The organism is Microbacterium sp. TPU 3598 (assembly GCF_002356155.1).
Lineage (GTDB): Bacteria > Actinomycetota > Actinomycetes > Actinomycetales > Microbacteriaceae > Microbacterium > Microbacterium maritypicum_A.
In genome coordinates, this window is the sequence record NZ_AP017975.1 from 1,657,088 (window position 1) to 1,681,079 (window position 23,992).

Annotated in this window: 27 protein-coding genes; 11 read left to right on the forward strand and 16 right to left on the reverse strand. The window is 68.0% G+C overall.

Going from position 1 to position 23,992, the window contains the following annotated elements; genetic code table 11:
- The first annotated feature begins 94 nt into the window (after window positions 1–94).
- The 4 genes from MST3598_RS07840 to MST3598_RS07855 are packed head-to-tail and all read left to right on the forward strand — an operon-like array spanning window position 95 to window position 3,518.
- Window positions 95–1,693, forward strand: a complete 1,599-nt coding sequence (locus MST3598_RS07840) for an ABC-F family ATP-binding cassette domain-containing protein (RefSeq protein WP_029260249.1) — start codon at window positions 95–97, stop codon at window positions 1,691–1,693.
- A 42-nt stretch (window positions 1,694–1,735) separates the two neighbouring features.
- The gene (locus tag MST3598_RS07845; RefSeq protein WP_051671191.1) at window positions 1,736–2,404 is read left to right on the forward strand and encodes an HAD family hydrolase; all 669 of its coding nucleotides are present in this window, start codon (window positions 1,736–1,738) and stop codon (window positions 2,402–2,404) included.
- Window positions 2,405–2,448: 44 nt separating this feature from the next.
- Window positions 2,449–3,072, forward strand: a complete 624-nt coding sequence (locus MST3598_RS07850; RefSeq protein WP_051671192.1) for a pyridoxine/pyridoxamine 5'-phosphate oxidase — start codon at window positions 2,449–2,451, stop codon at window positions 3,070–3,072.
- The gene (locus MST3598_RS07855; RefSeq protein ID WP_021200743.1) at window positions 3,069–3,518 is read left to right on the forward strand and encodes a cupin domain-containing protein; all 450 of its coding nucleotides are present in this window, start codon (window positions 3,069–3,071) and stop codon (window positions 3,516–3,518) included. The genes MST3598_RS07850 and MST3598_RS07855 overlap by 4 nt, the downstream gene beginning before the upstream one ends.
- A gap of 4 nt (window positions 3,519–3,522) precedes the next feature.
- On the opposite strand, the gene MST3598_RS07860 is transcribed toward MST3598_RS07855, so the two are convergent.
- The 4 genes from MST3598_RS07860 to MST3598_RS07875 are packed head-to-tail and all read right to left on the reverse strand — an operon-like array spanning window position 3,523 to window position 5,456.
- On the reverse strand, window positions 3,523–4,335 hold the full coding sequence (locus MST3598_RS07860; RefSeq protein WP_021200742.1) for an SURF1 family cytochrome oxidase biogenesis protein: 813 nt from the start codon (window positions 4,333–4,335) through the stop codon (window positions 3,523–3,525).
- Entirely contained in the window at window positions 4,332–4,526 is a 195-nt protein-coding gene (locus MST3598_RS18650; RefSeq protein ID WP_081860183.1) for a hypothetical protein, read from the reverse strand. The genes MST3598_RS07860 and MST3598_RS18650 overlap by 4 nt, the downstream gene beginning before the upstream one ends.
- Window positions 4,523–4,870 carry a DUF3099 domain-containing protein gene (locus MST3598_RS07870; RefSeq protein ID WP_029260252.1) on the reverse strand — a complete coding sequence of 116 codons (348 nt, stop codon included), beginning with the start codon at window positions 4,868–4,870 and terminating at the stop codon, window positions 4,523–4,525. Before MST3598_RS07870 ends, MST3598_RS18650 begins: the two co-directional genes overlap by 4 nt.
- Before the next feature lie 52 nt (window positions 4,871–4,922).
- On the reverse strand, window positions 4,923–5,456 hold the full coding sequence (locus MST3598_RS07875) for a DUF4190 domain-containing protein (RefSeq protein WP_029260253.1): 534 nt from the start codon (window positions 5,454–5,456) through the stop codon (window positions 4,923–4,925).
- A gap of 139 nt (window positions 5,457–5,595) precedes the next feature.
- Between MST3598_RS07875 and MST3598_RS07880 the strand changes: the two genes are divergently transcribed.
- Window positions 5,596–6,306, forward strand: coding sequence for a beta-ketoacyl-ACP reductase (locus MST3598_RS07880; RefSeq protein WP_029260254.1), 711 nt, complete (start codon window positions 5,596–5,598; stop codon window positions 6,304–6,306).
- A gap of 15 nt (window positions 6,307–6,321) precedes the next feature.
- Here the strand turns inward: MST3598_RS07880 and MST3598_RS07885 are convergent, their stop codons facing one another.
- Genes MST3598_RS07885 through glgC form a run of 3 tightly spaced genes read right to left on the reverse strand, consistent with a single transcriptional unit; the run spans window position 6,322 to window position 8,990 of the window.
- A complete protein-coding gene (locus MST3598_RS07885; protein ID WP_029260255.1) occupies window positions 6,322–7,017 on the reverse strand; it encodes an alpha/beta fold hydrolase in 696 nt (231 codons plus the stop codon).
- Between the two features lie 46 nt (window positions 7,018–7,063).
- Window positions 7,064–7,699: a phosphoserine phosphatase SerB gene (serB, locus tag MST3598_RS07890; RefSeq protein WP_021200738.1), complete on the reverse strand. Its 636-nt coding sequence runs from the start codon at window positions 7,697–7,699 to the stop codon at window positions 7,064–7,066.
- Window positions 7,700–7,748: 49 nt separating this feature from the next.
- Complete coding sequence (glgC, locus tag MST3598_RS07895) at window positions 7,749–8,990, reverse strand: glucose-1-phosphate adenylyltransferase (RefSeq protein ID WP_021200737.1); 1,242 nt, start codon at window positions 8,988–8,990, stop codon at window positions 7,749–7,751.
- A 46-nt stretch (window positions 8,991–9,036) separates the two neighbouring features.
- Between glgC and glgA the strand changes: the two genes are divergently transcribed.
- The 3 genes from glgA (at window position 9,037) to MST3598_RS07910 (ending at window position 11,373) form a co-directional block, all read left to right on the forward strand.
- Window positions 9,037–10,221, forward strand: a complete 1,185-nt coding sequence (gene glgA, locus MST3598_RS07900) for a glycogen synthase (protein WP_029260256.1) — start codon at window positions 9,037–9,039, stop codon at window positions 10,219–10,221.
- Between the two features lie 17 nt (window positions 10,222–10,238).
- Window positions 10,239–11,024, forward strand: coding sequence for an ABC transporter ATP-binding protein (locus tag MST3598_RS07905; protein WP_021200735.1), 786 nt, complete (start codon window positions 10,239–10,241; stop codon window positions 11,022–11,024).
- A gap of 91 nt (window positions 11,025–11,115) precedes the next feature.
- Window positions 11,116–11,373, forward strand: a complete 258-nt coding sequence (locus tag MST3598_RS07910; RefSeq protein ID WP_021200734.1) for a type B 50S ribosomal protein L31 — start codon at window positions 11,116–11,118, stop codon at window positions 11,371–11,373.
- Between the two features lie 89 nt (window positions 11,374–11,462).
- On the opposite strand, the gene MST3598_RS07915 is transcribed toward MST3598_RS07910, so the two are convergent.
- Genes MST3598_RS07915 through MST3598_RS07925 form a run of 3 tightly spaced genes read right to left on the reverse strand, consistent with a single transcriptional unit; the run spans window position 11,463 to window position 15,054 of the window.
- Entirely contained in the window at window positions 11,463–11,744 is a 282-nt protein-coding gene (locus MST3598_RS07915; RefSeq protein WP_021200733.1) for a hypothetical protein, read from the reverse strand.
- A gap of 56 nt (window positions 11,745–11,800) precedes the next feature.
- Window positions 11,801–13,048 carry an alpha/beta fold hydrolase gene (locus MST3598_RS07920; RefSeq protein WP_029260257.1) on the reverse strand — a complete coding sequence of 416 codons (1,248 nt, stop codon included), beginning with the start codon at window positions 13,046–13,048 and terminating at the stop codon, window positions 11,801–11,803.
- A gap of 2 nt (window positions 13,049–13,050) precedes the next feature.
- Window positions 13,051–15,054, reverse strand: a complete 2,004-nt coding sequence (locus MST3598_RS07925; protein ID WP_029260258.1) for a DUF262 domain-containing protein — start codon at window positions 15,052–15,054, stop codon at window positions 13,051–13,053.
- A 176-nt stretch (window positions 15,055–15,230) separates the two neighbouring features.
- Between MST3598_RS07925 and MST3598_RS07930 the strand changes: the two genes are divergently transcribed.
- Window positions 15,231–16,004, forward strand: a complete 774-nt coding sequence (locus MST3598_RS07930; RefSeq protein WP_021200730.1) for a hypothetical protein — start codon at window positions 15,231–15,233, stop codon at window positions 16,002–16,004.
- 185 nt (window positions 16,005–16,189) lie between these two features.
- Window positions 16,190–16,693 carry a DUF3145 domain-containing protein gene (locus tag MST3598_RS07935; RefSeq protein WP_017830431.1) on the forward strand — a complete coding sequence of 168 codons (504 nt, stop codon included), beginning with the start codon at window positions 16,190–16,192 and terminating at the stop codon, window positions 16,691–16,693.
- Between the two features lie 134 nt (window positions 16,694–16,827).
- On the opposite strand, the gene yczR is transcribed toward MST3598_RS07935, so the two are convergent.
- On the reverse strand, window positions 16,828–18,231 hold the full coding sequence (gene yczR, locus MST3598_RS07940) for a MocR-like transcription factor YczR (protein ID WP_021200729.1): 1,404 nt from the start codon (window positions 18,229–18,231) through the stop codon (window positions 16,828–16,830).
- Between the two features lie 95 nt (window positions 18,232–18,326).
- Here yczR and yczE point away from each other — a divergent pair, with 95 nt between their 5' ends.
- Window positions 18,327–18,992: a membrane protein YczE gene (yczE, locus tag MST3598_RS07945; protein WP_029260259.1), complete on the forward strand. Its 666-nt coding sequence runs from the start codon at window positions 18,327–18,329 to the stop codon at window positions 18,990–18,992.
- A gap of 138 nt (window positions 18,993–19,130) precedes the next feature.
- Here the strand turns inward: yczE and MST3598_RS07950 are convergent, their stop codons facing one another.
- The 5 genes from MST3598_RS07950 to MST3598_RS07970 form a co-directional block, all read right to left on the reverse strand.
- On the reverse strand, window positions 19,131–20,369 hold the full coding sequence (locus MST3598_RS07950; protein ID WP_029260260.1) for a beta-ketoacyl-[acyl-carrier-protein] synthase family protein: 1,239 nt from the start codon (window positions 20,367–20,369) through the stop codon (window positions 19,131–19,133).
- 96 nt (window positions 20,370–20,465) lie between these two features.
- Window positions 20,466–20,714 carry an acyl carrier protein gene (locus tag MST3598_RS07955; protein WP_017830435.1) on the reverse strand — a complete coding sequence of 83 codons (249 nt, stop codon included), beginning with the start codon at window positions 20,712–20,714 and terminating at the stop codon, window positions 20,466–20,468.
- Window positions 20,715–20,782: 68 nt separating this feature from the next.
- Window positions 20,783–21,784, reverse strand: coding sequence for a beta-ketoacyl-ACP synthase III (locus MST3598_RS07960; RefSeq protein WP_029260261.1), 1,002 nt, complete (start codon window positions 21,782–21,784; stop codon window positions 20,783–20,785).
- Window positions 21,781–22,701: an ACP S-malonyltransferase gene (locus MST3598_RS07965; RefSeq protein WP_029260262.1), complete on the reverse strand. Its 921-nt coding sequence runs from the start codon at window positions 22,699–22,701 to the stop codon at window positions 21,781–21,783. The genes MST3598_RS07960 and MST3598_RS07965 overlap by 4 nt, the downstream gene beginning before the upstream one ends.
- A gap of 92 nt (window positions 22,702–22,793) precedes the next feature.
- The gene (locus MST3598_RS07970; protein ID WP_021200724.1) at window positions 22,794–23,990 is read right to left on the reverse strand and encodes a PucR family transcriptional regulator; all 1,197 of its coding nucleotides are present in this window, start codon (window positions 23,988–23,990) and stop codon (window positions 22,794–22,796) included.
- Window positions 23,991–23,992 lie beyond the last annotated feature (2 nt).

A 23,992-nucleotide genomic window follows, 5' to 3' on the forward strand; every position in this document is an offset into this window, starting at 1 on the left:
AGTGATCTTGCTGAGCGCGACTCCCGGCGACGCCGCTTATACTGGGAGGCTGGCCGATCGGCCGACAACCTCCCCGAAAGAACGGACGTCCGCTGTGCTTGCCGTGCACGACCTCGAGATCCGCGTTGGCGCGCGCCTGCTGATGGAGAACGTCTCGTTCCGCGTCGCCGACGGAGACAAGATCGGACTCGTCGGCCGCAACGGGGCCGGGAAGACCACGCTCACCAAGGTGCTCGCCGGTGACGTGCTCCCGTCGGGCGGAAGCGTCACCCGCTCCGGGGAACTCGGCTACCTGCCGCAGGACCCTCGTTCGGGCAATCCCGAAGACCTCGCGCGTACGCGCATCCTCGATGCCCGCGGGCTCGGTCAGCTCAACCTCGGCATGACCGAGGCGGCCCTCGCCATGGGTTCCGACGACCCCGCGGTGGCCGACAAGGCCATGAAGAGCTACGCCCGACTCACCGAGCAGTTCGAGGCGCAGGGCGGCTACGCGGCCGAAGCCGAAGCCGCGTCCATCGCCAACAACCTGTCGCTTCCCGACCGTATCCTCGACCAGCCGCTGTCGACGCTGTCCGGCGGTCAACGCCGTCGGATCGAACTCGCGCGCATCCTCTTCTCCGACGCGCAGACGATGATCCTCGACGAGCCGACCAACCACCTCGACGCCGACAGCGTCGTGTGGTTGCGCGAGTTCCTCAAGGGCTACAAGGGCGGGCTGATCGTGATCAGTCACGATGTGGAGCTCGTCGGCGAGACCGTCAACCGGGTGTTCTACCTCGACGCGAACCGCCAGATCATCGACACATACAACATGAACTGGAAGAACTACCTGCGTCAGCGGGTGGCTGATGAGGAGCGTCGCAAGAAGGAACGCGCGAACGCCGAGAAGAAGGCGACGACCCTGCAGCTGCAGGCCGCCCGCTTCGGTGCGAAGGCTTCGAAGGCCGCTGCTGCGCACCAGATGATCGCGCGCGCCGAGAAGCTGCTTGCCGGACTGGACGAGGTGCGTCAGGAGGACCGGGTGGCGAAGCTGCGCTTCCCGAAGCCCGCTCCTTGCGGTAAGACGCCGATGATGGCCTCCGGCCTCTCGAAGTCGTACGGCTCGCTCGAGATCTTCACCGACGTCGACCTGGCGATCGATCGCGGTTCGAAGGTCGTCGTGCTCGGACTCAACGGTGCAGGAAAGACCACACTGCTGCGGATGCTCGCCGGCGTCGACCAGCCCGATACGGGACAGCTCGAGCCGGGGCACGGCCTCAAGGTCGGCTACTACGCGCAGGAGCACGAGAACCTCGATGTGAATCGCTCGGTGCTCGAGAACATGGTCTCGGCCGCTCCGCACATCACGGAGACCGAAGCGCGCAAGGTGCTCGGGTCGTTCCTGTTCACGGGTGACGACGTGCTCAAGCCCGCCGGCGTCCTCTCCGGTGGTGAGAAGACCCGTCTGTCGCTCGCGACGCTGGTCGTGTCGTCGGCGAACCTGCTGCTGCTCGATGAGCCGACCAACAACCTCGATCCTGCCTCGCGCGAGGAGATCCTCGGTGCGCTCGCGCACTACGAGGGCGCAGTCGTGCTCGTCTCGCACGACCCCGGTGCCGTGCAGTCACTCAACCCCGAACGTGTGCTGATCCTGCCGGACGGGGTCGAGGACATCTGGAGCCAGGAGTACCAGGACCTCATCGAGCTCGCCTAGGGGGTCGGTTCCGTGTCGGCGGCCCGGGATATCGTGACGGACATGGAGCTGGGTCACATCCGCGCGATCTGCTGGGACTGGAACGGCACGCTGCTCGACGATGCCGAGATCTGCCGTCAGGTCATGAACGCCGTGCTCGAGGAGCACGCGCTCGAACCGCTCGCCGACGAGCACGCGTACCGATCCGTCTTCCGCTTCCCGATCCGGGACTTCTACCGCTCGGTCGGACTCGGGGACGACCGATTCGTGTCGGCCGCAACCACGTATCTCGACCTGCTCGCCCAGCGCGTCGGCAAGGCGCCGCTCCACTCCGACGTGCGGGCCACGCTCGCGGTGCTCCGTGAGCGAGGGATCCGCCAGGTCCTCGCTTCGGCGACTCTTCCGGATGCCCTCGCTCGGCAGATGGCCCCGCACGACCTGGGCGAGGCGTTCGAAGCGGTGCTGTCGATCGACGATCCCTTCCGCGCCTCCAAGCACGATGTGATCTCGCGATGGCTGGCGACATCCGGGATGACTGCGCATGATGTGCTCGTCGTCGGCGACACCAATCACGATCGAGAGATCGCGGACGATCTCGGCGCGGAGTTCGTCCATTTCGACGGCGGGCACCAGAAGTGGGCGGGAGACACCCGCCGGGTCTCGACGCTCGGCGAGCTGATCGACCTCCTGGGGCCGCTCCCGGTGGGTTCCGCCTCCGCCGAACTCGCCTGACCACTCGGCCCTGCCCGGGGCGGACCCATGGCATAGTCGAGAGCATGCCGTTCGCGCATCCCCCGTCCTCGTCAGACATCAGCGACTGGCTGCGTGCGCAGCCTTCCCTCACCGGGGTCGCGCCGCCGCTCGATCTCGCAGCGCTTCCCGAAGATCCCGTGCCGTTCTTCGTCGATTGGATCGGAGAGGCCGCCGAGAGCGGGGTCGCGGAACCGCACGCGGCGACCCTGGCGACGGTCGACGATGACGGCGTGCCGGATGCGAGGACACTGATCCTCAAGGGCGTCGACGCGCGAGGATGGGCGTTCGCCGGGACGCGCTCGTCCCGCAAGGGCGAGCAGATCGCCGCACGCCCTGCCGCGGCGTTGAACTTCTGGTGGCAGCCGCTCCGACGGGCCGTGCGGGTTCGGGGAATGATCCAGGAAGCGTCCGAGGCGGAGAGCGCCGCAGATCTCGCCGCGCGGTCGGCTGACGCTCGTCGCGGTGTCGCGCCGGGGGAATGGGTGCTCTGGAGGATCGTCCCGGCGCGCGTCGAGTTCTGGCAGGGATCGGCGGACCGGAACCACAGCCGGATCGTCTTTCAGCGCGCGGAGGGCGGCTGGAGCCGCAGCGTGACGGGCGAGGCCGCCGGTGTGGCGAGATATAGAGTCGCAGGGGAGCGGACATGAGCGGTTATCAGGTGCTCGAGATCGGGTCGCTCGACGAGTGGCGCACCCACCATGGTGGCTTCGATGCCGCACGATCGCGCGACGGGCGTCGCGTCGTCGACCATGAGCTGACGATGCAGTACATCGGGATGACCGCGAACGCGTTGGAGCCGGGCGAAGAGGCCGGCTACTGGCACGTGCACCGGAAGATCGAAGAGGTCTACGTGTTCCTCGGAGGGCGAGGGCAGATGGGGCTGGACGACGATGTGGTGGAGGTCGGCCCCGGTACCGTGATCCGCGTCGGTCAGGGCGTCGCTCGCACGTGGCGGGCGCGACCGGACAGTCCGGGCGAACTGCGCTGGCTCTGTCTCCGCGCCGGCGGCGAGGAACTGCCGCACCTTCCGGACGACAGCTCGCGGCTACCGGAGCGCCCGATGCCATGGTCGGACCGAGCGAGCACCGGCTGAAGAGTCACCGCACGTCGAGCAGTTCGTCCTCGACGTCGGCGTCGTGGTCCTTGCGGCGCGACTTCTTGACGGGGGCTTGGACTCCCTCGACCTCCTCGCGGTGCTTCACGATCTCCGTCCGGATGATGTATCCGATGAAGATGAAGCCCATCAGCGCGAAGAGAATCCACTGGATGGCATAGGACAGGTGCGGACCCGGATCGTCGGTGGGGGAGTCGAATCCCCCCAGCGTCCCTGCGCCGGCCGGGTCCTCGCTGATCATCCGTCCGTAGGCTCCGGTGATCACGTCACCGTCGACGAGATCGGCGATGGTCGGCAGATTGATGGTCGGCACCTGACCTTCGGGCGCGCCACGGCCCGACGCCGGAACCTGCTCACCCGGGCGAAGACGCACGGTGACCTCGGCTTCGCCCTCCGGCGGCGCTGGCACCGAATCCGGCGCGTCCCCGTCACCCGGCGGCACCCAGCCGCGATCGACGATGAAGATGCGACCATCGACGTCGCGGAACGGCACGAGCACCTCGAAGGCGCTCGTCCCGCCGTGCGGGCGGTTGCGCACCAGGAGCTGCTGGTCGGCGAGGTATTCGCCCTGCAGGATCACCGGTCGCCACTCGTCGGAGGGATCGAGGGCACCGTCTTCCCCGATGAGGTCGGAGAGGGGAACAGGCTTCGCGTCGTAGTTCTCTTCAACGAGCTCGATCTGCGCGGCTCTGGTCTCGTTGCGCTCGAACTGCCAGTTCGACAGGAAGACGCACGCGACCGCGAAACCGATCGCGATGAGCACGTAGACGGCCCATCGGGTCAGACGTCCGCTCATGCGGGGTTCCCATCCCGAACACTGACAGGGAAGTCACGTGCTGCCAGATAGTCCCGGAGGTAGGCGACGTGCTCATCGCACGCCAACCAGATCTTCTCCCGATCGGCGGCGTGGATGCGGGGGTTGCGCCATACGACCTGTCTGGTCGCCGCGCTCCGGCAGCCGGCACGCGAGCATTCGAGGTCTGTCATCGGTCCTTCGGGCCTTCGTGGATCGTGAACACCGGTGGTGTCGCGGGCTGGCTCTCGATCGGTGCGGGCGCCGGGGCGGACAGCTCCTGAACCGGCGACTCGGCACCGGCCTCGGTGCTGTCGCTGCCCGCGTTGGCGAAGACCACGGCGATGTACGGCAGCACGGCGGCGGAGATCCCGAAAACCCAGGTGTACCAACCGTACGGCTGGACCAGCACCATCAGAGCGAAGCACGCGATGCGGATGGACATCGTCAGGACATAACGGCGCACACGATGGTCTGCCTCATCCCGCGGAGACTGCGGCAGTGAGGTGACGGCCGGGACTTGACGCGCGTTCTTCACGATGTCTCAAGCCTACGCCGGTACGAGCCTCCCGGCGTGCCGTTGCTCCCGCTCAGGTCGAGAAGAGGAAAGGCAGGCTGAATGCGCCGACGAACAGGAAGCTGATGATGGTGCCCACGAGCGTGATGGCACTGAGCGCGATCACCGCGTACCCGAGGATCAGGCCGGCGATGGCGAGGCCGCGCCCGCCGATCCCGGGGTCGCGCTTGATCTGTCCGAGCGCCATGTGACCGGTGATGACCGCCGCGATCGACGCGAGGACCGGGATGAGGGCCCAGAACAGGACGACCCCGGCGATTCCGCAGATCAGCGCTGCGACGGCGAGTCCACTCGTGGGACGCGGCGCGTCGGCGGGGTAGGTCGGTGCAGCGTACGGGGCGTATGCCGCTTGTGCGGGCGGGAGTCCGCCGGGGGGTGCATAGGTGGGCGGGGCACCGGGATAGCTCTGCGTCGGCTGCGGCGGGGGCTGCATCGGGTACGCGGGAAGCGCAGCGGCGGACGCAGGGGCTGCGGGAATCCGGACCGGGAGCGGTGGCGGTGTGAACGGCGGCTCGGCACCGGGAGACGGGATGTGGTTTTCGCTCACGAGGAAGCCTTTCGTCTCGAACAGAGTCCCAGCAGCGTCCAGACCTGTCAAACGAGGCACGACGGTCGTCGCGGGCATCGTCGGTAGGATCGATGACGGCTCGGAACCCCGAGCCACCGGCCAGAGCAGGAGTGTCCCCATGAGCGCTGAGCGCGTCGTCCTCGTCACCGGCGGAAACCGCGGTATCGGCCGCGCGATCGCGGAGCGTTTCGTGCGGAACGGATACCGCGTCGCGGTCACCGCTCGCAGCGGCGAGGGGCCGGAGGGGACTCTCACGGTCCGGGCGGATGTCACGGATGCGGCCGCGCTCGATGCGGCGTTCACCGAGGTGGAGCAGCAGCTGGGCCCGGTGGAGATCGTCGTCGCGAATGCGGGCATCACCAAGGACACCCTGCTGATGCGCATGAGCGAGGACGACTTCGACAGTGTGGTCGCGACGAACCTCGGGGGCACGTTCCGTGTCGTCAAGCGTGCCTCGAAAGGGATGCTCCGCGCGCGCTTCGGCCGCATCATCCTGATCTCGAGCGTCGTCGGACTCTACGGCTCCGCAGGCCAGGCCAACTACTCGGCGTCGAAGAGCGCCCTGGTCGGCTTCGCCCGTTCGATCACCCGCGAGCTCGGCGCTCGGGGGATCACCGCCAATGTCGTCGCTCCCGGGTTCATCGAGACCGACATGACTGCGGAGCTCCCTGAGGAGACACAGAAGCAGTACAAGGCGAGCATCCCCGCCGCACGCTTCGCCACCCCCGATGAGGTCGCGGGCGTCGTGACGTGGCTCGCGGGCGACGACGCCGGGTACATCTCCGGTGCGGTCATCCCCGTCGATGGCGGCCTCGGGATGGGGCACTGACCCCGAGACCGGTGTTCAGCGCGCGATCGCCGCGTTGATCAGCGCACCGAGCCGCTCGGGCACGGAGAACTGCGGCCAGTGGCCGGAGCCGATGCGCACGACCTCGGCGTCATCGATCGACCGGTATTCGTCGGCGTACGCACCCCACTCGTCGATCATCTCGTCGAACGCCGCCTGATCGAGGCCAGCCATCAGCAGCGTCACCGGAACCCGATGGCGTGAGCGGTTCTCCAGGACGATGCCGTCGGTCGGCACCCTCGCGGGAACGCTGCGGGTGAGGGGAGCCGTGCGCGCTCGAGTCGCGTCGTCGAGGTCGCTCACATCCTCGTCCGGGAAGAAGTTCCAACCGGGGAAGGGCACGACCCCGTCCACGATCTCGAACTCGCTGATGCCGCTCCCGGGAGGGGGCGGCACGGTATCGACGAAGACGACCCGCTTCAGGCGCTCGGGGCGGGCATCGGCGACGCCCCATGCCACGTTGCCCCCGCCGCTGTGACCCACCACCACGATCTCTCCCTGCAGGGCGTCCACAGCATGGACGGCGGCGTCGATCCATTCGGCGATGCCGATCCCCGCGGAGATGGCGGCGGGCGCGCCGAGGCCGGGGAGGGTGAGCGGATGTGCGCGATGCCCGGCCTGTTCGAGGGCAGGGATCACCTCCTCCCAACTGGACGCATCGAGCCAGAGTCCCGGGATGAGGATGATGTCCATGAGCTGACGCTAGCGGTGGCGTCGGACTTTCACCACAGCGTTCCCCCTACGGCAGCAGGGCGATGACCTCCGCCAAGTCCTGCGGGCCGATGACGAGGCTCGCGGCCTCCCGAACGGCGGGCTTCGCGTTGAAGGCGAGACCGAGACCGGCGACCGCCATCATCGGCAGGTCGTTCGCACCGTCGCCGATCGCGATGGTCGCCCGGGGAGCGACCCCGAGTTCCGCCGCCCACTCCCGGAGCGACAATGCCTTCGCCGCGCCATCGACGATGTCACCGTCGACCAGGCCGGACAGCACGCCTTCTGCGGCGTCGAGGCGGTTGGCTCGCCAGCGATCGACGCCGAGGGCCGGCGCGACGCTGTCGAGGATCTCGTGGAATCCTCCGGAGACGACGCCCACCACCCCGCCGCGGTCGTGGACGGCCGCAGTCAGCTCTCGCACGCCGGGCGTGGGCTCGATACGCGCGCGGACGCGCTCGAAGGCCGACACCGGTACACCTTTCAGAGCCGCGACCCGCGAGCGCAGGCTCGTCGAGAAGTCGACCTCACCGCGCATCGCCGCTTCGGTGGCGGCCTGCACCTCGGCACGCCGCCCGGCTTCGTCGGCGAGCAATTCGATCACCTCGTTGCGGATGAGGGTGGAATCGGCATCGAGGACGACGAGGAAGCGCGCGCTGGTCACCCGTCGAGCCTAGCGATCGCCCGAGTGGTCGGTGTGCGGCGTGACGTGCTCAGCGGTCGATGAAGATGCCCTTGCCCACGACGGTGATGCCGGACTCCGTGACGGTGAAGCCGCGCGCCAGGTCGCGTTCACGGTCCACACCGACCGTCGCTCCATCAGCCAGCACCACGTTCTTGTCGAGGATCGCCCGGTGGATGCGTGCCCCCTGGCCGACGTGCACGTGGTCGAACACGACCGAGTCGGTGATGGTCGATCCTCCTCCGGCGAGTGTCCACGGACCGACGACGCTGCGTTCCAGGTGCGTTCCGGACAGCACCGAGCCGAGGGAGACGATCGAGTCGATCGCGTTGCCGATCCGTCCGACCGAGTCCCTGACGAACTTCGCCGGCGGGGAGTTGACGGCCTGCGAGTGGATCGGCCACTCCATGTTGTAGAGGTTGAAGACGGGAAGCGTCGAGATGAGGTCCCGGTGCGCGTCGAAGAACGAGTCGATCGTCCCCACGTCCCGCCAGTACGACCGGTCGCGTGGAGAAGAACCGGGGACCTCGTTCTGCTTCATGTCGTAGTAGCCGGCCTCGCCGCGCTCGACGAAGTAGGGGACGATGTCGCCCCCCATGTCGTGCCCGGACACGGGAGACTCCCCGTCGGCCTCGACGGCGGCGATCAGCGCGTCGGCGTCGAAGATGTAGTTGCCCATCGAGGCGAGGACCTCGTGGGGCGAATCCTCGAGGCCCGCGATGTCGGTCGGCTTCTCGAGGAACTGCTTGATCCGTCCGGACTCCGCGTCGGCGTCGATCACGCCGAACTGCGACGCGAGCGCGAGCGGCTGGCGGATGCCGGCGACGGTCGCCTTGGCACCGGACTCGATGTGCGCCTCGAGCATCTGGCGAAAGTCCATCCGGTACACGTGGTCCGCGCCGATCACGACGACGATGTCCGGCTTCTCGTCGTTGATGAGGTTCATGCTCTGCAGGATCGCGTCGGCGGAGCCCGAGAACCACCGCTTGCCGAGGCGCTGCTGGGCCGGCACGGAGGTCACGTAGGAGTCGAGGAGCGCCGACATCCGCCAGGTCTGCGAGATGTGTCGGTCGAGGCTGTGCGACTTGTACTGCGTCAGCACCACGATCTGCCGCAACCCGGAGTTGATGAGGTTCGAGATCGCGAAGTCGATGAGTCTGTACTGTCCGCCGAAGGGCACTGCGGGTTTCGCTCTATCGGCCGTGAGAGGCATGAGGCGCTTGCCCTCGCCGCCGGCGAGGATGATCCCGAAGACCTTCTTTGGAGCGGACATGGCTCCACCATAGATGCCATCATCGTCGCTGTACTAGCGTTCAGACATGCGAGTTGAAATGATCACGAAGGAGTACCCGCCGGAGGTCTACGGCGGTGCCGGCGTGCACGTCGCCGAGCTCGTCGCGGCCCTCAGGGAGCACGTCGACGTGCGGGTCCGTGCGTTCGGCGCACCCCGTGACGAGGCGGGCACCTTCGCCTACCGCACGCCCGCCGAGCTCGCCGGGGCGAACGCCGCTCTGCAGACGCTCGGCACGGATCTGGAGATCGTGTCGGCCATCGCCGAGGCCGATCTGGTGCACAGCCACACCTGGTACGCGAACTTCGCCGGGCATCTCGCCTCGCAGCTGCACGGCATCCCCCACGTGCTCACGGCGCACAGCCTCGAACCCCTTCGACCATGGAAGGCGGAGCAGCTCGGCGGCGGCTACGCCGTCTCCAGTGGGATCGAGCGCCTGGCCTATGAGAACGCCGCAGCGGTGATCGCTGTGAGCGCGGGGATGCGTGCCGACATCCTGCGCAGTTACCCGCAGGTCGACCCGGCGAAGGTGCGGGTGATCCACAACGGGATCGACGTCGAACGCTGGCGTCCGGTACGCGACGACCAGTTCCTGCGATCGATCGGAATGGACCCTGCTCGACCGTCGGTCGTCTTCGTCGGTCGCATCACGCGGCAGAAGGGGCTGCCGTTTCTGCTGCAGGCCGCGCGTCTGCTGCCGCCAGAGGTGCAGCTGGTGCTCTGCGCCGGAGCGCCGGACACACCGGAGATCATGGCGGAGGTCCAAGAAGGCGTCCGGCTGCTCCAGCAGGAGCGGGACGGGGTGATCTGGATCGAGCGGATGCTGCCGCGCGACGAGCTGTCGACGGTCCTGACGGCCGCGACGACGTTCGTCTGCCCGTCCGTCTACGAGCCCCTCGGGATCGTGAACCTGGAGGCGATGGCGTGCGGGGCGGCGGTCGTCGGGACCGCGACCGGCGGGATCCCCGAGGTCGTCGCCGACGGTGTGACCGGGCGTCTCGTCCCGATCGAGCAGGTTCAGGACGGCACCGGCACGCCGGTGGACCCTGACCGCTACGTCGCGGATCTGGCCGCCGTGCTCACGGAGGTGGCGATGGATCAGGATCGGGCACGCGCGTACGGCGAGGCCGGACGGGAGCGGGCGCGCGAGGAGTTCAGCTGGGCGGCGATCGCCGAGACGACGCGCGCGCTCTACGCGGAGCTGACCGCCTGAGCCGATAGGCTGAAGGCATGCCGAGCGCTCTGGAATTCACCGACGTCGTCGTGCGCCGTGAGGGGCGCAACATCATCGATCACGTGACCTGGAAGGTCGACGACGATCAACGATGGGTGATCCTCGGCCCGAACGGCGCGGGAAAGACCACGCTCCTGCAGCTGGCCGACACTCTCATGCACCCGACGTCGGGAACGGTGACGGTGCTGGGGGAGACCCTCGGCCGCACCGACGTGTTCGAGGTGCGCCCGCGCATCGGCTTCGCCTCGTCGGCCATGGCCAAGCGTGTGCCCCGGGACGAGACGGTTCTCAACACCGTGCTCACGGCGGCGTACTCCGTGCTCGGCCGCTGGAACGAGAGCTATGAGGCCATCGACGAGCGCCGCGCGCTCCGCGTCCTCGGCGACTGGCGTCTCGACCATCTGGCCGACCGCACCTTCGGCACCCTCAGCGACGGCGAGCAGAAGAGGGTCCAGATCGCGCGTGCCGTCATGACGGACCCCGAGCTCCTGCTTCTCGACGAGCCCACGGCTTCGCTCGATCTCGGCTCTCGTGAAGAGCTCCTCGCGCTCCTCAGCGGGTACGCGTCCTCGCCGACCACCCCTGCCATGCTGATGGTGACGCACCACGTGGAGGAGATCCCCGTGGGATTCACCCACGTGATGCTGATCCGGGACGGTGCCGTGGTCGCGGCGGGCCCGATCGCGGAGACGCTCACGGCCGAGGCTCTCAGCGACACGTTCGGCATGCCGATCGTGCTCAGCGGCGAGGACGGCCGCTACGCCGCCCGCGCAGCATCCTGATCCGGGTCTGATAGAATCGACCCTTGGTGCTCTCTGCACCGCAGACTTCCCTCGTCCCTGGCACAATCCAGGGCAGCAACTAAGGAATCCCATGAAGACTGACATTCACCCCGAGTACAAGGCTGTCGTGTTCCGCGACCTCGGTTCGGGCGAGACGTTCCTCACCCGTTCGACCGTGTCGAGCGACAAGACCATCGAGCTGGACGGCGTGGAGTACCCCGTCATCGACGTCGAGATCTCCTCGGCCTCGCACCCGTTCTACACGGGTAAGCAGCGCATCATGGACTCGGCCGGCCGCGTCGAGAAGTTCAACCAGCGTTTCAAGGGCTTCGGCGGCTCGTCCAAGTAACGATCGCCAACCAAGAAGGCCCCATGCTCCTCGGAGCGTGGGGCCTTCTTCGTTCCCCGGGCGCTGCGTTCGCGGCTGTGCCGGAAGCCTCAGAGGTCGAGTCGGATCCGGCCGTCGTCGATCGTGTCCGGAGGATCGCCCGGCGATGGTGCCGGGGCCGTCCGCTGCGTCTGGCGGTCGCGTTCGATACCCGCCTCGTGCGCAGACGGAGACCAGACGGCGTCGAATGCGCCGCCGAGTCCCCCTCCACTGGTCTCGTACTTCTTCTCGATCGGCACCCTCGAGAAGCCGAAGGCGATCACGACGATCACCGCCGAGACCAGGAGCAGCAGCACTCCGACCGTGACGAGCACGCCCACTCCCTGTTCCATGTGCTCCAGAGTAGGCGTCGGGTGGAGCGAGAGCATCCTCCTTCGGGAGGAGATGTTCAGCGGATGCGGCGACCGTGCGCGAGGTCGATGAGGCGCGACAGCACCGGTCCCGAACGCAGCCCGTTGTGCTCGTGCTCACTCGTCTGCCAGAGCTGCACCCCCGGGATGAGCTTCGCCGTCTCGAGAGAGAACTCGTAGGGCACGTAGACGTCGTTGACGTAGACCGCGGCCGCACCGGTCGACTCCGACCCGGCGATCGCGGACGCGTCGTAGATGCTCGGCCACTCGAACTCGGCGAGCTCGAGGGCGACCTCGCGCCATGGCCGGAATGCGGGCACCGTCTCGGTCCACTCGCGCCGGATGTGCTCACCCGTGAACAGCGTGGGGTCGTCGCGGAAGTCCGTGGGCTCGGTGCGCTCGGCCGACCACCGGGTCGCGTGCCCGTCCGCGTAGCTCGATTCGTGGAAGGCGAAGTACAGCGGGTTGCGGCCGTCGTAGGGCATCGCGTGCATCAGGTCGTACCGGAAGGCGTTTGAGGAGGGATCGCGCTCCAGGATCGACCACAGGGTCTGCCAGCCGTCGTTCGTGCCGAGGGCCGATCCCACAGACCGGAGGCGTGAGCGGGAGACGACTTCTCCGTCGGGCAGGACGATGCCTCCGGCATCCGCCAGCTCGACGAGCCGTCGCATCACATCGCGGTGCTCCGGGAAACGGCGGTAGTAGCGTTCCGAGGCGTCGCGCATCTTGTCGTAGCAGAGCGCATACACGTCGTCAGGGTGCCGACCCACGGCGCTGAGGCCTCCGGTGATGAAGACGTCCTCGAGCGAGGAGGGATCGGTGGAGAGGTACGCCAAGGTCGTGAAGCCGCCGAACGACTGTCCGAGCACGCTCCAGGTGGTGGCGCCCAGGTGCTCGCGCACGGTCTCGCAGTCGCGCACGATCGCGTCGGCGCGCAGATGCGTGAGGTGCTCGGCGACGGCGGCCGAGCCGCGCTCGAGGTCGCCGTCGCCCACAGGAGTGGACCGACCGGTCCCTCTCTGGTCGAGAAGCACCAGGCGATAGTGGGCGAGGGCCTCGTCGAGCCAGGCCGGCGATGTCGACGAGTGGAAGGGGCGCGGAGCCTCATGCCCTGGCCCGCCCTGGAGGAAGACCAGGTAGGGGAGGGCGTCGCCGCCTTCGCGGGTGACCACGCGGGCGAAGATCTCGATGGTGCGGTGATCGGCCGGGTCGTCCCACACCAGAGGGACGGTGAGCGTGTGCTCTTCGACGGTGAGATCCTGCAGCGTGCGGACGATGGTGCTCATGTTCACATCACATTTCCGATATAGGAGTACTTGACGAAGACCTCCGAGGCGATGCCCGACTCCTCGAGCACGCCCTGCACCGCGGTCATCATGTAGTTGGAATCCCAGCCCATGTAGAGGAAATGACCCTCGTCGAGCTCATCCCACTGCCCCTTCCAGGCCATGTCCTGGTAGATCGGACCGCCGTGCGCGGCGCAGTAGGCCAGGGCGGCCTCTCTCGTGTCGGTCCAGGCGCGACGGAAGACCCGATTGAACAGATACTTGACGTCGGGAACCTCCCAGCGTTCACCGCGATACTCGACGTAATCGAACTCCCGCTCCCAGCCCGTCGGCCATCCGCGGCGACGGACCGCATCGAGGATCGGCGTCAGGCCGTCGTCATCGATCTCCGGCAGCGCGGGGCGCGCCCAGATGCGGATGAGGTCGGCTGTGAGCGCGATCGTGCGGCGGGTGATCGCCGCCGTGTTCCAGGAGCCGAGGTCGGTGAGATCGCGCGTGGCCGGCACGGAGCTGTGCGCGTAGGCTTCCGAGCGCTTGACGGGGAAGGAGGCACCGAACACCCGCTCCGTCAGCGACTGCTCGAGCAGGGTCAGATTGCCGAGGGTCGGAGCGAGGGCACGGTGGCTGTTCTGCTCGTCTTCGGAATAGTCGATCCACGATCGCTCCCCGTCGCCCGACCACGCATCTCCGGGGACGGTCGGGACGATGTGCTCGACGTCGAAGTCGTCGACCTCGTCGACACCTTCGAGCCGTCCCAGCACATACGCGGGGTGGGGGAGCTCGCTGTACTTCACGACCGCACTGACGCGCTCGTCGGAGGGCGTGATGCGCGCGAACGCCCGGGCGAGCGCATCGCGACCGTCGCGGCGCGCTCGGCACAGTCTGGCGACGAGTCTCTCCGCGGGCAGGTTCACGAGGGCGCGGCGGAGGGAGAGGGCCTGCAACCACTCCAACGTCTCGACGAGCTCTGCGCGGTCGATCACGCCGCGCAGATGATCGCTGTAGGCGCTCATCACGAGCGGGTAAGAGGAGCGGCCGAACGTGTTGACGTGGCGCAGCTGCCGCGCGATCTCCGGGTCATGCTCCCGCGACGGATCCAGCAGGGTGCCGTAGATCTCGGCGTAGTGCCGCCACTCGGCCGCGTCCGCCTGCAGATGGTCGACGTCGACGCGCGGGAACGACTGCCGGAAGGCGCTGTACACGCCGTGCTCGCCGTTCGCGGCGACCTCGCGTCCGGTGACGAGTACGAGGTAGTGCCGCCAGAAGGCACCGATCGCCTCGCCGGTGTGCCGTTCTATCGGAACCCAGAACCGGGCCTCGACGTCGACCTGTTCCGCGTGGCTGAGCCCCATCAGGATGTAGTTGTGGATGAGCTCGTGGTCGCGCAGCGGCTCGCCCGTCGAGTTCAGGCTCTCGAAGATCTGCTGTGCGTTCGCCTGCGCGCCGAGGGTGATCGACACGTGCTCGAGCTTCTGCAGCCCGCGCCAGATGGCCGGAACCTCGTCGACGTGGATCTGGCTGCGGAAGAAGGCGTAGTTGTCGTCGAAGCGCGACTCTCTGTCGGCGTCATCGCGTCGATCCAGGACCACGGACTCGTACAGGTCGGCCCAGGCATCGTGCGGGCGCAGCTTGGTGCGGTCCGGAGCGTCGGAGCGCACCAGCACGCGTTCGAGCGCTGCGGCCATGGCGCTGTCGGTATCGCGGATCGCATGATGCAGGGCGGCCACCAGCAGCATGAGAGTGGTGATGCGCTGTTGGCCGTCGATGAGGATCAGGTCGGAGTCGGCTGCGGAGCCGTCTTCGGCGGACAGGATCGAGCCGATGAAGTGACGGTGGGCATCGTCTTCGCCGGCGACCGCGCGGATGTCGGAGAGGAGACGTTCGCAGCCGCCGATGTCCCACCGGTACTGCCGCTGATACACGGGGACGACGATGGTCGTGCTCCCTGCCGCGAGCCATTCGATCGTGTTGACTGCTGTCGCCTCGACGTTGGTCGCGGTGCTCATGCTGGTGTCTCGTCCTCCCGTAGCGACGGGCGCCGAGGACTCGCCGGGCGCCCCGATCAGTCTATTCGGTTATGCACGGCCGACCTCCGAAGGGCTCTCGGACCACGCTGTTAGGCTTGCCTTATCAGGGCCTGTTAAAACGTGCTGGCCCCCGATGAAAGGAACATGACTCGATCATGGGTTACATCAAGTCCGCTGCCCTCGAGGAAAAGGGATTCGTCGTCCTCGACAGCTACAACCAGGAGCTCGACCCCAAGGAATGGCTCGACATCGAGTACAACGACTGGAAGTCGTCGGGTGACACCCGCTTCGCCCCTCTCGCCAGTGCCTTCGGTGACATCGAGTGCAACGGCTTCTGGAACCACAAGCCGCCGCGCACCGACAAGGATGGCGTCTGGATCGACTCGCAGACCGAGAAGGCCCCGAACCTGACGCGCCGCGCGCAGGAGCCGGGTGCCAACGTCGGCCGCTGCCGCGTGATCGAGCTGCAGCCGACCCCGTACGGCGACTGCCTCTACAACCTGCACCAGGATGACAACAACCGTCTGAACCCGGACGGCACGGGCTGGGTGGTCCGCGGCTTCTTCAATCTGACGGACGACAAGGACAGCTACTTCGTCCTGCGCGAGAACCGCACCGACCCGAGCATCGAGTACCGCATCGCCCTTCCGGCCGGTGCGCAGCTCATCGTCGACACGCAGCGCCTCTGGCACGCGGCCACGCACAACGGCACCGAGCCGCGCTACTGCCTCATCACCTCGTGGACCTCGGGCCCGGAGCTCGACGCCTACATCGAGAAGTACCACGGCACCGACGATGTGCCCAACTACGAGGTCGACCAGGAGACGCTGGAGTTCGGTTACGCCGAGCAGGCGCGCAAGGACGCCGCTCGTGCGGCGTACTACGCCGCCAAGGGCCAGCAGGTCAAGCAGGCCATGAGCGAGGCCTGATCCTCGTCAGCTCCACGACCGATTGCGGTCGGAAGGCCCCGGTCCCTGTGACCGGGGCCTTCGTCATGGAATGACATGCTTGTGATTTCTGTGGATCTCGGCGAGAATGGGCGCACAACCGCATATTCTCGCCACTTCGTGGTTCAGGTCGTTGGGGAAGACGCACCTGATGAAACGGAGAGATCATGGCGACGGCTTACGCACGTGGAGTGGTGTTCATCCACTCTGCGCCTCGCGCGCTCTGCCCGCACCTCGAATGGGCGGTGGGTCGCGCTATCGGGCGTGCGGTGAACTTCGACTGGACCGAGCAGCCCGTCCTGGACGGCGCACGACGCGCGGAGTTCTACTGGGACGGCCCTGTCGGCACCGGAGCGGCTCTCGCGACGTCCATCCGCGGGTGGGAACACCTCCGTTTCGAGGTGACCGAGGACCCGACGCCCCGCAGCGACGGCGGCCGTTGGCTGCACACACCCGATCTCGGCATCCACTACGCACAGACCGACGCCGCCGGCAACATCGTGATCGGTGAAGACCGCATCCGCTATGCGATGGAGATCGCCGCCGGGAGCGCGGTCGAGCTGCAGCGCGAGCTCGACATCGCCCTCGGCTCCGCCTGGGACGAGGAGCTCGAACCCTTCCGCCACGCCAGCGACGATGCCAGGGTCGTCTGGCTCCACAAGGTCGGCTGAGCCGACACCACAGACCGGAACGGGGGAGGCGTGAGTATCGGAAGCCGGTGAGTCATCCCGGACGCTGAGAAGACGTATCCCCGCTCCCACGAAGATGCCGCCCCGGAAACGGGGCGGCGTCTTCGTCATCCGGATCAGATGACCGCGGAGTGTTGGAGTTCCGCAGTGCGCGATGCGCTTCCCTCGCGCACGTCTCCCCAGGCGAGGGTCAACCGCCGCATCGCCTCCGCCATCCGCTCGGGTGGGAGCGTGATCGGGATGCGCACCCGGCGCTCGAGCACGCCGCCCGTCGTGAAGCGGGGGCCGGGCGGAAGAACGAGGCGCCGCTCGCGCGCAGCGAGGGAGAGCGAGGTGGACAGTGGCGCGCCGATGTCGATCCACGCGGAGAGGCCTCCGGGCGTCGGCGGCATCCGGAACCCGGGGATACCGGCCACACCCGCCTCAACCGCCCCACGACCCGCGCGCAGGCGCCGGCGGACGTGCGCGCTGAGCGCCGGCATGTCGGAGAGCAGCTCGACGGCGATGCACTGCTCGAGCAGCGCCGTACCGAGTTCGAACGAGGGGCGCACCGCGAGCAGCCGCGCGATGACGGAACGCTCCGCGCGGACCCAGCCGATGCGCATCCCGCCCCATGCGATCTTCGACATCGATCCGACGGTGATCACGTTGGGGCCGCCCGCGGCCATGGGAATCGGCGCCCAGCCCCGGTCGATGTCGAGCTCGGTCGTCGTCTCGTCGACGATGAGGTGAGTGCCCACGTTGCGCGCGGTGGTCACGATGCGCGGCCGCTCGTCGTCGGGGAGGGTCGCGCCGGTCGGATTGTGGAAGTCGGGGATGAGATACGCGACATGAGGCCGGGAGCTCATCAGCGTCTCGTTCAGATGCCGCGTGTCCCACCCGTCGGCGTCCACCGGCGTGGGGAGAAGCCGGTACCCGTGGCGGTTCAGCGCCTCGAGAGCGTGAGGGAACGTCGGCTGCTCGACCAGGGCTCGCTCACCGCGCCGCCCGATCGCCGTGAGGATCAGGTTCACCGCGTTGAGAGCACCGGAGGTGATGATGATCTCGTCGGCCGACGTCGGTGCGCCGCGATCACGGAACCGCTGCGCGACGGCTTCTCGCAGCTCGGGAAGTCCACGCAGCGAGTATCCGCTGGTGCCGCGCAGCGCCGCGAGGCGGGGCAGCGAGCGCACCGTCGCGTCGTACAGGCCCGGGGTCGAGTCCATCGACGCGATCGACAGGTCGATGGAGTCGTCGTCGGCCTCCGCGCCCGGAGCGGTGTGGCCGTTGGGGAGCGTGACACGCGTGCTTCCGCCGTGCAGACGTGAGACGTAGCCGTCGGTCTCCAGCACGCCGTAGGCGCGGGTGACCGTCGAACGGGAACGGCGCAGCTCGACTGCGAGTGCACGCTCACTCGGCAGACGCTCGCCGACGGTGAGTCGGCCGTCGAGGATCAGTGCCCTGATCCGGTCCGCGAGCCCCGACGCCGTGGCGCCGGCGACATTGTGCGCTCCGAGCTGTTCGACGAGTCGTGATCCCATACGTTCAGCATGACGCAAAGTGGCCTGATCTCTGCAGACCACTTTGCGGCGAGTGGCTTCGCCTCGAAAGGCGGATCGGGGGCCAGAGTGGAGGGATGCTCCTGCGTTCTGTGCTCCTCCCCGTGACGGCGACCAGTCGGCGCGACCTCGTCGAGAGGCTCGTGCAGCTGCTCGCCGGTCTGTTCCTCTACGGCGTCGCGCTCGGGTTCATGGTGCGGGGAGGCATCGGCGTCGCTCCCTGGGACGTGCTGGCTCTCGGTCTCGCCGCGCAGACCGGCCTCGGCTACGGCGTCATGACCGTACTGGTCTCGATCGTCGTCCTTCTGCTGTGGATTCCGTTGCGCCAACGCGTGGGGCTGGGCACCGTGTTGAATGCCCTGCTCGTCGGTCCGAGTGCGGATCTCGCGCTCGCCCTGATTCCGCAACCGTCTTCGGTGTGGATCGGCGCTCCGATGTTCGTCTTCGGGCTGCTTCTGCTGTCCTTCGCGACCGGCCTCTACATCGCCGCCGACTTCGGCCCCGGCCCTCGTGACGGCCTGATGACGGGGCTCGTCCGTCGAACCGGATGGGCGGTGTGGCTGGTGCGCACACTGATCGAAGGGAGCGTGCTGCTCGTGGGCTTCCTGCTGGGCGGCCCCGTCGGCGTCGGCACCGTGCTCTTCGCCTTCGGTGTCGGCCCGCTGATCGGCTGGTTCCTCCCGCGCATCACCCGGATGCGCGAGGCCCGATCGCAGAAGCTCGGGAGCCTCCGCACCGTCTGACGGAACACCGCGCACCTGCATGACGTGTGCACGCTTGCATGACCGAGTACCGGCGGATGCTCATGCTTCCGTGTGATCTTCATGCAGATGAGAAGAGCGGCCCTTGGAATCCCGAGGGCCGCTCATCGTTGTGGCGTGTCAGTCGGCGCTGGCGACCACGAGGACCGCGTTGTGACCGCCGAATCCGAACGAGTTGCTGATCGCGACCTGCGGACCGTCTCCGAGGGGCGTGGCTTCGCCGGAGAGGCGGAACGGGACTGCCGGGTCGGGCTCCGTCATGTTGATCGTCGGCGGGGCGACACGGTCGCGCAGCGCGAGGAGGGCGAAGATCGCCTCGAGCGCACCGGTGCCACCGAGAAGGTGCCCGGTCGATGCCTTCGTCGCCGAGACGGGGATCTCGTCGATCCGGTCTCCGAAGACCTTCTTGAGTGCCACGTACTCGTTGGGGTCGCCGACCGGCGTCGATGTCGCGTGCGCGTTGATGTGCGTGACCTGGTCGGCCGTGACCCCGGCCTCCTCGAGCGCCTGCGTGACGGCACGGGCCGCGCCGTTGCCCTCAGGGTCGTTGCCGGTGATGTGATAGGCGTCTGCGGTGACGCCACCGCCCAGCACATAGCCGTAGATCTTGGCGCCGCGGGCCTTGGCGTGCTCCTCGGTTTCGAGGATCAGCGCGGCTGCGCCCTCGCCCATGACGAAGCCGTCACGGTCGATCGCGCCGGGACGCGAGGCATGGGCGGGGTCGTCGTTCCGGCGCGAGAGGGCCTGCGCGGAGGCGAAGGAGGCCATCGTGATCGGATGGATCGCGGATTCCGTGCCGCCGGCGATCACGACGTCCGCGAGCCCGTCCTGCAGGTGATGGAAAGCGTGGATGATCGATTCGGTGCTGGAGGCGCACGCGCTGACCACGGTCTGCGCGTAAGCGCGGGCGTGGAACTGCAGCGACAGGTTTCCGGCAGCGGCATTCGGCATGAGCATCGGAACGGTGAGAGGCATGACCCGGCGCGGGCCCTTCTCACGGAGGGTGTCCCAGGCGTCCAGAAGCGTCCAGAGGCCGCCGATGCCGGTGGCGAAGTCGACGCCGAGGCGCTCGGGGGCGACATCGGGAGAACCGGCGTCCTCCCAGGCCTCGCGTGCGGCGATCAGCGCGAACTGCGACGAGGGGTCGAGGCGCTTGGCCTCGTGGCGGGGGAGCACCTCTTCAGGGCGGACAATCGCCTCGGCGGCGAAGGTGACGGGCAACTCGTACTGCTGTACCCAGTCGTGTTCGAGCGTGCGGGTGCCGGACATGCCGGCCAGCAGGTTCGTCCAGTTCTCCGGGGCCGTGCCGCCGATGGCGGAAGTGGCGCCGATGCCGGTGACGACGATGCGCTTGGTCATGGGGTGTGGTTCCTTGTCGAAACGAAGTCGAACGGGGGAGAGGGCAGGTCGGAGGATGCCACTCCCCGCGAGTGCGGGGGTGGCATCCTGCCGGAGTTACTCCTGGCCCGCGACGATGAAGCTGACGGCGTCGCCGACGGTCTTCAGGTTCTTGACCTCGTCGTCGGGGATGGTGACGCCGAACTTCTCCTCGGCGTTGACGACGATCGTCATCATCGAGATGGAGTCGATGTCGAGGTCGTCCGTGAACGACTTCTCGAGGGCGACCTCGGAAGCGTTGATGCCGGTCTCGTCGGTGATGAGCTCTGCGAGGCCGGCGAGGACCTCATCGTTGGTGAAAGCCATGTGGTCTTCCTCTTTCTTGCGGGTTGTTTTCGGAACCGTGGAACAGTCTAGGGAAGGTCAGCGCATTCTCAGGGAAGGACGACGACCTGAGCGGCGAACACGAGGCCGGCGCCGAAGCCGATCTGCAGTGCGAGACCGCCCGACAGCTCGGGGTGCTCGGCCATCAGGCGGTGGCTGGCCAGCGGGATGGAGGCGGCGGAGGTGTTGCCCGTCGTCTCGATGTCGCGCGCGATCACCGTGGTGTCGGGCAGCTTCAGCTGCTTGGCGAACTCGTCGATGATGCGCATGTTCGCCTGGTGCGGGATGAACGCGGCGATGTCGGAGGGCTCGACGCCCGCTTTGTCCAGCGCCTCGCGTGCGACCTTGGCCATCTCCCAGACCGCCCAGCGGAAGACCGTCGGGCCCTCCTGGCGGAGGGTCGGCCACGGCACCATGCCGTCGCGGAAGTCGGTGAGTGTGCCGTTCATGCCTACCGCGTCGGCCTTCGAGCCGTCGGAGCCCCAGACCGCGGGAGCGATGCCCGGCGTGTCACTCGGGCCGATGAGCGCAGCGCCCGCACCGTCGCCGAGGAGGAATGAGATGCTGCGGTCGGTCGGATCGACGACGTCGGACAGCTTCTCGGTGCCGATCACCAGTGCGTAGCGCGCAGCGCCGGCCTTGATCAGCGCATCGGCCTGAGCGATCGCATAGGCGTAGCCGGCGCAGGCAGCGTTGATGTCGTAGGCCGCCGCGGGGTTCGCCCCCACACGGTCGGCCACGATCGCCGAGACGGACGGGGTCTGCTTGGGGTTGCTGATGGTCGCGACGATCACCAGATCGACCTGGTCCGCCGGGACACCCGACTTCTCGATCGCCTCGGCCGCCGCCGTGGTCGCGAGGTCGATCGCGTCCGTCCCCTTGTCGGCTCGCGCGCGGGTGATGATGCCCGTGCGCTGGCGGATCCACTCGTCGCTGGAGTCGATCGGACCCACCAGGTCTTCGTTCGGCACGGCGTTCTCGCCGCGGGCGGCGCCGTAGGAGTAGATGCGCGTGTATGCCGGGCCGGTCACCTGGGCGAGGGTGGCACTCATGCGGCTTCTCCATTCAGCAGCGCGACGGCTGCATCGAGGTCTTCGGGAGTCTTCACGGCGACGGTCGGGATACCGCGGAGGCCGCGCTTGGCGAGGCCGACCAGGGCGCCGGCGGGGGCGAGCTCGATGACCCCGGTCACGCCGGCGTCTGCGAAGGACTGCATGCAGAGGTCCCAGCGCACCGGCGACGAGACCTGGTCGACGAGGAAGCTCAGCGCCTGGGTCCCGTCCGCGACGACGGAGCCGTCACGGTTGGTCCAGAGAGTGATGTCGGGGTTCGCGGGGGTGACGTCGGCCACCGCATCGCGGAGAGCGGCGACGGCGGAAGCCATGTACCGCGTGTGGAAGGCTCCGGCAACCTGCAGCGGGACCACGCGGGTGCCCTTGAGGGGTTCCTCCGCGAGAGCGGCGAGAGCCGGGAGGGCGCCGGCGACGACGATCTGTCCGCCGCCGTTGTAGTTGGCGGGGGAGAGGTCGAGCTCGGCGAGGCGCGCCAGAAGGGCGTCTTCGTCGCCCCCGAGCACGGCGCTCATCCCGGTCTGCTCCTGCGCCGCAGCGTCGGCCATCGCACGGCCGCGGATGCCCACCAGGCGCATGCCGGTGTCGGCGTCGATCACATCGCTGCCGACGAGTGCCGCGATCTCTCCGACCGAGTGGCCGGCGATGCCGTCGGCGCGACGACCGGCGCGCTGCGTCAATGCGTCACCGGCGATCAACGACGCGGCGACGATCAGCGGCTGCGCGACACGCGTGTCACGGATCGTGTCAGCGTCGGACACCGTGCCGTGTTCGTGCAGATCGACCTCCGCGGCGTCGGAGTACGAGGCGAGGCGCTCGGCCACCCCGTCGAGCTCGAGCCAAGGGGCGAGGAATCCGGGGGTCTGCGAGCCCTGACCTGGGCATACGACGACAATCACCCACCCAGTCTGCCAACGATTGCCGGAGATCGGTGGATGATCCATCACAAGATTCGGAAAAACCCTTGTGTGTGGCGTACAGAAGGGCGCGCTCAGCGCTGCGGACGTCGAAGCGGTGGCCGCCGCCGCACCTGATCCGCCGCACCGATCGAACCGAGGATCAGCGCGGTCTGCAGGATGAGAGCCTCACGGGGGCCGGTGGCGTCCCAGCCGATGACCTCGCTCACGCGCTTCAGGCGATAGCGCACGGTATTGGGGTGCACGAACAGCTCGCGTGCTGTGGCTTCGAGGGAGCGCCCGTTGTCGAGGTAGCTCCACAGAGTCGTCACCAGATCGGTGGAGTGCGCCTGCAAGGGGCGGAAGATGCGCTCGATCAGGGTCTGCTTCGCCAACGGGTCTCCGGCGAGTGCCCGTTCCGGGAGCAGGTCATCGGCTTCGACGGGACGGGGAGCACCGCGCCATGCACGGGCGACGGCGAACCCCGCGAGCGCGGCGCGTGCGCTCTGGCTCGCGTCCACGAGGGCGGCGACCTCGGGGCCGAGTACGACGTATCCGGGGCCGAAGGACGGCTCGAGGCGGGAGGCGATCTCCTGGAAGCCGAGCTCTTCCTCTTCGACCTCGTGCCCCTCGACTCGGGCGCGTCCGAGCACCAGGACGAGTCGGGAGCCCTGCACGCCGATGAGCACGTCGACAGCGAGCTTCCTCGCCGTACGGCGGACCAGATCGACGTCGAACTGGGGAGGCGTGGTGCCGACGAGGACGGCGACCTCCCCGTGTCCGTGCCATCCGAGCGCGGCGATCCGGCTCGGGAGCTCTTCGTCGGCCTCGCCCGTGAGGATCGAGTCGACGACGAGCGCCTCCAGGCGCGCATCCCACAGGCCCCGGGCCTCCGCAGCCCTGGCGTACACGTCGGCCGCCGCGAAGGCGACGTCACGCGAGTAGAGCAGGATCGCTTCGCGGAGATCGTTTCCCCGTCCGGCGACGCGCTCCTCGGTGACCTCGACCGTCACGCGGATCAGCTGCAGGGTCTGCTGGAGGCTGACGCTGCGCAGGAGTTCACGCGGGGCGGCGGCGAAGATGTCGGCCGCGATCCACGGTGTGGAGGTGGGGTCTTCGTACCACTGGATGAACGACGTGATGCCCGCCTGGGCCACCAGCCCGACCGCAGAGCGGCGGGCTGGTGGCATATCGGCGTACCACGGGAGGGTGTCCTCCAGGCGCTTGATCGTCACCGAGGCGATGTCACCGGAGATCCGGCGCAGCCAGGTGAGCGTCGCGGCCTTGTCCATGC

Coding starts and splice junctions, on each gene's coding strand:
- MST3598_RS07845 (WP_051671191.1), top strand. CDS start 1,736: ATGGAGCTGGGTCACATCCGCGCGATCTGCTGGGACTGGAACGGCACG.
- MST3598_RS07850 (WP_051671192.1), top strand. CDS start 2,449: ATGCCGTTCGCGCATCCCCCGTCCTCGTCAGACATCAGCGACTGGCTG.
- MST3598_RS07855 (WP_021200743.1), top strand. CDS start 3,069: ATGAGCGGTTATCAGGTGCTCGAGATCGGGTCGCTCGACGAGTGGCGC.
- MST3598_RS07860 (WP_021200742.1), bottom strand. CDS start 4,335: ATGAGCGGACGTCTGACCCGATGGGCCGTCTACGTGCTCATCGCGATC.
- MST3598_RS18650 (WP_081860183.1), bottom strand. CDS start 4,526: ATGACAGACCTCGAATGCTCGCGTGCCGGCTGCCGGAGCGCGGCGACC.
- MST3598_RS07880 (WP_029260254.1), top strand. CDS start 5,596: ATGAGCGCTGAGCGCGTCGTCCTCGTCACCGGCGGAAACCGCGGTATC.
- MST3598_RS07885 (WP_029260255.1), bottom strand. CDS start 7,017: ATGGACATCATCCTCATCCCGGGACTCTGGCTCGATGCGTCCAGTTGG.
- glgC (WP_021200737.1), bottom strand. CDS start 8,990: ATGTCCGCTCCAAAGAAGGTCTTCGGGATCATCCTCGCCGGCGGCGAG.
- glgA (WP_029260256.1), top strand. CDS start 9,037: ATGCGAGTTGAAATGATCACGAAGGAGTACCCGCCGGAGGTCTACGGC.
- MST3598_RS07905 (WP_021200735.1), top strand. CDS start 10,239: ATGCCGAGCGCTCTGGAATTCACCGACGTCGTCGTGCGCCGTGAGGGG.
- MST3598_RS07910 (WP_021200734.1), top strand. CDS start 11,116: ATGAAGACTGACATTCACCCCGAGTACAAGGCTGTCGTGTTCCGCGAC.
- MST3598_RS07915 (WP_021200733.1), bottom strand. CDS start 11,744: ATGGAACAGGGAGTGGGCGTGCTCGTCACGGTCGGAGTGCTGCTGCTC.
- MST3598_RS07920 (WP_029260257.1), bottom strand. CDS start 13,048: ATGAGCACCATCGTCCGCACGCTGCAGGATCTCACCGTCGAAGAGCAC.
- MST3598_RS07925 (WP_029260258.1), bottom strand. CDS start 15,054: ATGAGCACCGCGACCAACGTCGAGGCGACAGCAGTCAACACGATCGAA.
- MST3598_RS07930 (WP_021200730.1), top strand. CDS start 15,231: ATGGGTTACATCAAGTCCGCTGCCCTCGAGGAAAAGGGATTCGTCGTC.
- MST3598_RS07935 (WP_017830431.1), top strand. CDS start 16,190: ATGGCGACGGCTTACGCACGTGGAGTGGTGTTCATCCACTCTGCGCCT.
- yczR (WP_021200729.1), bottom strand. CDS start 18,231: ATGGGATCACGACTCGTCGAACAGCTCGGAGCGCACAATGTCGCCGGC.
- yczE (WP_029260259.1), top strand. CDS start 18,327: ATGCTCCTGCGTTCTGTGCTCCTCCCCGTGACGGCGACCAGTCGGCGC.
- MST3598_RS07950 (WP_029260260.1), bottom strand. CDS start 20,369: ATGACCAAGCGCATCGTCGTCACCGGCATCGGCGCCACTTCCGCCATC.
- MST3598_RS07955 (WP_017830435.1), bottom strand. CDS start 20,714: ATGGCTTTCACCAACGATGAGGTCCTCGCCGGCCTCGCAGAGCTCATC.
- MST3598_RS07960 (WP_029260261.1), bottom strand. CDS start 21,784: ATGAGTGCCACCCTCGCCCAGGTGACCGGCCCGGCATACACGCGCATC.
- MST3598_RS07970 (WP_021200724.1), bottom strand. CDS start 23,990: ATGGACAAGGCCGCGACGCTCACCTGGCTGCGCCGGATCTCCGGTGAC.